The following is a 5081-nucleotide window of genomic DNA, read 5'->3' as shown; positions in this document are numbered from 1 at the left end:
CTGCAGCCTGGCCACACCAGCGCATGCCACCTCAACGATCCCGCGCCATGACTGAATCCATCCCGCCCTTCACGCTGCGCCTGCCCGAAGGTGACGCGGTGCCGCTCATCTGCGATTCGCCGCACAGCGGCGTGCAGTACCCCGACGACTTCGGCCACGTCGTGCCCTTCGAGCAGCTGCGCGGCGCCGAGGACACCGACGTGCACGTGCTGTGGCAGGCGCTGCCGTCGGTCGGTGCCACGCTGCTCGCGGCGAATTTCCCGCGCGCCTACATCGACCCGAACCGCGACATCGACGACATCGACCCCGGGATGCTGGCCGAGCCGTGGCCGACGCCGCTGCGCCCGAGCGAGAAGACGCGCCTGGGCATCGGCCTGATCTGGCGCGATGCGGGCAAGAGCGGCAAGTGGCCGATCTACGCCCGCAAGCTGCCGGTGGCCGAGGTGCAGCGGCGCATCGATGCGTACCACGCGCCGTACCATGCCGCGATGCGCGAGCAGATCGAGGCGGCGCATGCGCGCTTCGGCGCGGTGTGGCACCTGAACCTGCACTCGATGCCCGCCGATTCGTATGAAGGCCTGCAGATCCAGAGCGACCATCCGCTGGCCGATTTCGTGCTGGGCGATCGCGACGGCAGCACCGCGGCGCCCGAGTTCACCGCGCTGGTGGCCGAGGCGCTGCGCCGGCGCGGCTTCAGCGTGGCGCTGAACGACCCGTTCAAGGGCGTGGCGCTGATCGCCCGGCTCGGCCGGCCGGCCGAGCGCCGCCACAGCCTGCAGGTGGAGATCCACCGCGGGCTCTACATGAACGAGACGACGCGCGAGCGCAGTGCCGGCTTCACCGCCTTGCAGGCTGCGCTCAGCGCCGTCTCCCGTGAGATTGCCGACTACGTGAAGGACCAGGTCACATGACGCTCATCGCCGAGATCGAAGACAAGCACGCCGAGTTCACCGCGCTGCGCCGCGACATCCACGCGCACCCCGAACTGGCCTTCAAGGAGACGCGCACCTCCGACCTGGTGGCCGAGCGCCTGGCGGCGTGGGGCATCGAGGTGCACCGCGGGCTCGGCCAGACCGGCGTGGTGGGCGTGCTGCACGGCACGCGCGGCCCCGGCGAGCGCGCGATCGGCCTGCGCGCCGACATGGACGCGCTGCCGATGCCGGAGCACAACCGCTTCCTGCATGCCTCGAAGGAACCGGGGCGCATGCACGGCTGTGGGCATGACGGGCACACCGCGATGCTGCTGGGCGCGGCGCACTACCTGGCCACGCACCGCGATTTCGAAGGCACTGTGAACTTCATCTTCCAGCCGGCGGAGGAGGGCGGCAACGCTGGCGCCAAGGCGATGATGGACGACGGCCTGTTCGACCGCTTCCCGTGCGAGGAGATCTACGGCATCCACAACATGCCGGGCTTCGAGGCGGGGCATTTCGCGTTCCGCAAGGGGCCGACGATGGCGTCGAGCAACCGCTTCGACATCATCGTGCGCGGCACCGGCGGGCATGCGGCGCAGCCGCACAAGGCGGTCGACAYGATCGTCATCGCGGCCGAGATGGTGGGAGCGCTGCAGACGCTGATCTCGCGCCACAAGAATCCGATCGACGTGGCGGTGGTGAGCGTCACGCAGATCCATGCGGGCGATGCGTACAACGTGCTGCCGGGCGAGGCGGTGATCCGCGGCACGGTACGCACCTTCAGCACCGAGGTGCTGGACGAGATCGAGGCCAACATGCGGCGCATCGCCGAGGTGCTGCCGCAGRTGCACGGCGGCACCGGCGAACTGAAGTTCCACCGTGCCTACCCGCCGCTGGTGAACTGGGACGCGCAGACCGATTTCGCGATGAAGGTGGCGCAAGACACCTTCGGTGCCGACAAGGTCGACGGCAACACGCCGCAGCACGGCGGCGCCGAGGACTTCTCGTTCTACCTGCAGAAGGTGCCGGGCACGTACCTGTTCGTCGGCAACGGCGGCGGCGGGCACCGCGAGGCCACATACCACGGCATGGGGCCGTGCGAATTGCACAACCCGAATTACGACTTCAACGATGCATTGCTGCCGGTGGGCGGGACGTACTGGGTTCGCCTGGTGGAGGCGTTCTTCGCGCGGGGCTGAGCGGAAATTGCGGCCTTCAACCTCGATTCCTGACAATTATCGATAATCGTTCCCGGCCGATTGAATTCGGCCACATCGACAATTAATCTACTGCTCAACCTGAGTCGACACGACCAGGTGTCAGCCCTGGGGAGGGATGCCATGAGCAGCAAGACGGCTGATCGCCGGGTCGATGACCTGGCCGGGTTCGCTCGGGAGCGCAGCGGCCGGGGAGCCAGGGTCTCGGTCGTGATCCCGACCTACAACCGTGCGCTGGACGTGGTGCGCGCGGCACGATCCGCGCTGGCRCAGACGCTGCCGCCGCACCAGGTCATCGTGGTCGACGACGGTTCCACCGACAACACCGCCGAGCTGGTGCGCGAGTTGCCGGCGCCGGTGCAGTACATCCCGAAGACCAACGGCGGTGTGTCCAGCGCACGCAACACGGCGTTCCCGCAGGTGACCGGCGACTACGTGGCGCTGCTCGATTCAGACGATCACTGGGATCCGCGCTGGCTGGAGACGGCGGTGAACACCATCGAGGCGGTGCCCGGTGCGGGTGCCGCGTGCTGCACCCGCGCGCGCGGCGTGCGCCCCGACGGCTCGGAGATCGGCATCGCACCGCCCAAGCCCGGGGTGGTGAACGGCATGCTGCGGCTGCCCGACCTGCTGATGGGCGGCATGATGGGCTCCAACGTGGTGCTGCGCACCGAGGCGCGCACGGCGGCCGGAGACTTCGACACCACGCTCAAGACCGGCGAGGACATCGACTTCGCGTTGCGCGTGGCGGTGTCCACCACGATCGTCGAGGTGGCGCAGCCGCTGGTGAACGTGACCGCCACGCCGGGCTCGCTCAGCCGGAACATCGACACCGGCAACAGGCTGAAGGTGTATGCCAAGTTCGAGCAGGAGCATCCGGAGGAGGCCCGCCATTTCGCGAAGGAGTTTCGCGATGCCCGCGTGGCCACCACGCTGGGCTACGCGCGCGACCTGATGTGGGCTCGCCAGTTGCCGGCGGCACGCGAGCGGCTGCGCGAATCGTGGCGCTACCGGCCGACGGTGGCGGCCGCGAAGCTGGCGGTCAAGCTGGTGGTGCTCAGTGCGCTGGGGCGTGGGCGCACCCAGGGCTGACTTTCCGGCACCGAACACGAGAGTTCAATCCAGGCCAGTCTTTCCCGGTGCCCAGTACGCCTTGGTCAAGACGCGAGACGAAGCGACGCCCGAGTCCTTCAGCGCTCGGCGCAGGTGCTGGATGGTCGAGGCCTTGCCTGTCAACACGAAGGCCGAGCCGGTGGCCGCGAGGGCTGCCAGACGCTGCTGGATGTCTTCCAGGTGCGCGTCGTTTTCCTTGCACTCGAACAACTCCGCCGCGTCCAGATGCAGCCGCGCGATCACCTCGCGGACAGGGGCAGCGGCTTTCACTTCGAACAGGCAGGGCAGGGTCGCGGGGCGGCGTTGGCCACCGAGCGCGCAGGCCAGGCCGATCGAGGTCTCGTCGCCGATCACGGCAGGCATGCGTGCATTGCCGACATCGAGCGATGCCCGCGGCCCGAAGACATCGCACGCATCGCCGGGACTGACCTCACGGACCCAAGCGCTTCCGGGCCCATGGCCATGCGCATAGCCCAGGATCCGCGTCCGCCCCGCGGCCGCGTCCCACTCGATCGGCGTGAAGGTCCGTGCGACGAACGCCGATCCCATCGCGATCTGCACCTTCTGCCCCGGAACCCATTGGATGCCCTTGAACTCCGGACTCTCCAGCGTGATCAGCCGGAAGCTTTCGGAAACGGGCTCGACCGCCACGACCCGCGCCTGCTTCATCAGCATGCGCATCAGCGAACGGCCCCAACTCATCGCGTGAACACGCTGAACTCGTTGCCCCGGCCCTCGCTGATCGGGATCGGCTGCGAGAGGTAGCCGTTCGCCGGATCGCGCACGTAGGCCAAGTACTCGTTGCCGTGATCGAAGGCGTTCTCCGCGAGGATGGGCGTGCCGGTCTTCAGGTGCGGTTCCAGCAGCTTCAGCACCGGCAGGTACAGGCTGAATGCCCCGTCGAGCAGCACCAGGTCGATCTCGCCACCGACATCGGCGAGCGTCTCGCGCGCATCGCCCACGCGGATCTCGACCAGGTCGGCGAGCCCCGCCGCCTCGAGGTTGGCCCGTGCGCGCGCAGCCTTGCCGGGCTCCAGCTCGGTGCCGATCAGGCGGCCGCCCCCCATGTCGCGCAGGGCAGCGGCCAGGTGGATCGTCGAGACGCCCATCGACGTGCCGAACTCGACGATCCGCGTCGCCTTGCGGGCCCGGGCGCATTGGTAGAGAAAGCGGCCATATTCCGGCGCCACGTTCAGGAAGTTGTCGGCGTAGCCGCGGTAGAAGCCGCGCAGGTCGCGGCGCTCTTCGGCGAAGTGGTGGGCGATGGTGTCCGCGATCAGCTGCTCGGGATGCGGCGCATCGACGAACTGCGCCATCAAGGGCCGGTCGGCCTGCTCCGCTTCGGTGAAGAGGTGCTGCAGCGTCCGGGCGCCGCGGCCCGTGCTCAATGAATCCATGGTCTCGTGTGCTCCAAAGGGTGACGGCACATCGTACGGAGGGGCTCTTGCGAGCGCATTGCGCGGCAATGCCAGAATCTTCGGAGATCCTGCCAATCGTCATCGTTCCCCCATGCCCCTTCTGAGTGAGCTTGCCGCCGACTGGGCGGATCCGGATCTCGTGCCGCGCCCGGTGCTGAGCATCGGTGCCGTGATCGAGAGCCCCGGCCAGCGGCACGAGATGGATTTCCACAACCACCGCAAGGGCGAGCTGCTGTTGCTGATGCGCGGGGTGCTGACCTGCGAGGTGGAGGGCGGCTTCTGGCTCGTGCCGCCGCAAGRGGCGATCTGGATACCCGGTGGCGTGTCGCACAAGGTGACCGGTGCCGGCGAGATGGAGGGCTACGTCGTCTTCATCGACCCGGCAGCCGCATCGAATCTCCCGTCGGCCTGCTGTGCAC

General features: G+C 68.3%; 6 protein-coding genes. 4 read left to right on the top strand and 2 right to left on the bottom strand.

The window, feature by feature from the left end; all coding sequences use genetic code 11:
* The first annotated feature begins 47 nt into the window (after positions 1–47).
* The 3 genes from AC1D15_RS17530 (at position 48) to AC1D15_RS17520 (ending at position 3223) form a co-directional block, all read left to right on the top strand.
* The gene (locus tag AC1D15_RS17530) at positions 48–911 is read left to right on the top strand and encodes an N-formylglutamate amidohydrolase (RefSeq protein ID WP_465114728.1); all 864 of its coding nucleotides are present in this window, start codon (positions 48–50) and stop codon (positions 909–911) included.
* Positions 908–2113, top strand: coding sequence for a M20 aminoacylase family protein (locus AC1D15_RS17525; protein ID WP_477826980.1), 1206 nt, complete (start codon positions 908–910; stop codon positions 2111–2113). The genes AC1D15_RS17530 and AC1D15_RS17525 overlap by 4 nt, the downstream gene beginning before the upstream one ends.
* Positions 2114–2254: 141 nt before the next feature.
* A complete protein-coding gene (locus tag AC1D15_RS17520) occupies positions 2255–3223 on the top strand; it encodes a glycosyltransferase family 2 protein (RefSeq protein ID WP_477826979.1) in 969 nt (322 codons plus the stop codon).
* A gap of 24 nt (positions 3224–3247) precedes the next feature.
* On the opposite strand, the gene AC1D15_RS17515 is transcribed toward AC1D15_RS17520, so the two are convergent.
* Together AC1D15_RS17515 and AC1D15_RS17510 are read right to left on the bottom strand one after the other, a co-directional pair.
* Positions 3248–3925, bottom strand: a complete 678-nt coding sequence (locus tag AC1D15_RS17515) for a siderophore-interacting protein (RefSeq protein ID WP_477826978.1) — start codon at positions 3923–3925, stop codon at positions 3248–3250.
* Positions 3926–3942: 17 nt separating this feature from the next.
* On the bottom strand, positions 3943–4641 hold the full coding sequence (locus tag AC1D15_RS17510) for an O-methyltransferase (RefSeq protein ID WP_477826977.1): 699 nt from the start codon (positions 4639–4641) through the stop codon (positions 3943–3945).
* A gap of 112 nt (positions 4642–4753) precedes the next feature.
* On the opposite strand from AC1D15_RS17510, the gene AC1D15_RS17505 reads away from it, so the two are divergent.
* The coding region (locus AC1D15_RS17505) for an AraC family ligand binding domain-containing protein (protein ID WP_477826976.1) at positions 4754–5081 on the top strand (328 nt) is incomplete at its 3' end.

It is taken from the genome of Rhizobacter sp. P2_H2 (genome assembly GCF_056403375.1).
This window is presented reverse-complemented; position numbering and strand designations above follow the sequence as displayed.

Coding starts and splice junctions, on each gene's coding strand:
- AC1D15_RS17530 (WP_465114728.1), top strand. CDS start 48: ATGACTGAATCCATCCCGCCCTTCACGCTGCGCCTGCCCGAAGGTGAC.
- AC1D15_RS17515 (WP_477826978.1), bottom strand. CDS start 3,925: ATGCGCATGCTGATGAAGCAGGCGCGGGTCGTGGCGGTCGAGCCCGTT.
- AC1D15_RS17510 (WP_477826977.1), bottom strand. CDS start 4,641: ATGGATTCATTGAGCACGGGCCGCGGCGCCCGGACGCTGCAGCACCTC.